Annotated in this window: 1 protein-coding gene; it reads right to left on the reverse strand. The window is 55.6% G+C overall.

Going from position 1 to position 243, the window contains the following annotated elements:
• Window positions 1–217 (reverse strand): HNH endonuclease signature motif containing protein (locus HMPREF3104_RS12325; RefSeq protein WP_246816417.1); only part of this gene is annotated, 217 nt, incomplete at its 3' end.
• Window positions 218–243 lie beyond the last annotated feature (26 nt).

Consider the following 243-nt stretch of genomic DNA (forward strand, 5'->3'; position numbering starts at 1 on the left):
GCCACAAGATTTCACCCGTATCCGGATCCGGCACATAGAAACCACGCTTATCGGTCTTCAAGTTATGGTGCTTTTGACACAACGGATACAAGTTACTCGGCGTGGTTTTCCCACCCTGGCCAAACGGGATCCGGTGATCCAACTGGCACCTCAGTGACGGCACACTGCATCCCGGGAATACACAATGCGTGTGGCGTGCGCAGACGACGCGTCGCATTGCTTCGGTTGGGGTGTAGCTATCCG

The organism is Corynebacterium sp. HMSC30G07 (assembly GCF_001806945.1).
Classification (GTDB): Bacteria; Actinomycetota; Actinomycetes; order Mycobacteriales; family Mycobacteriaceae; genus Corynebacterium; species Corynebacterium riegelii.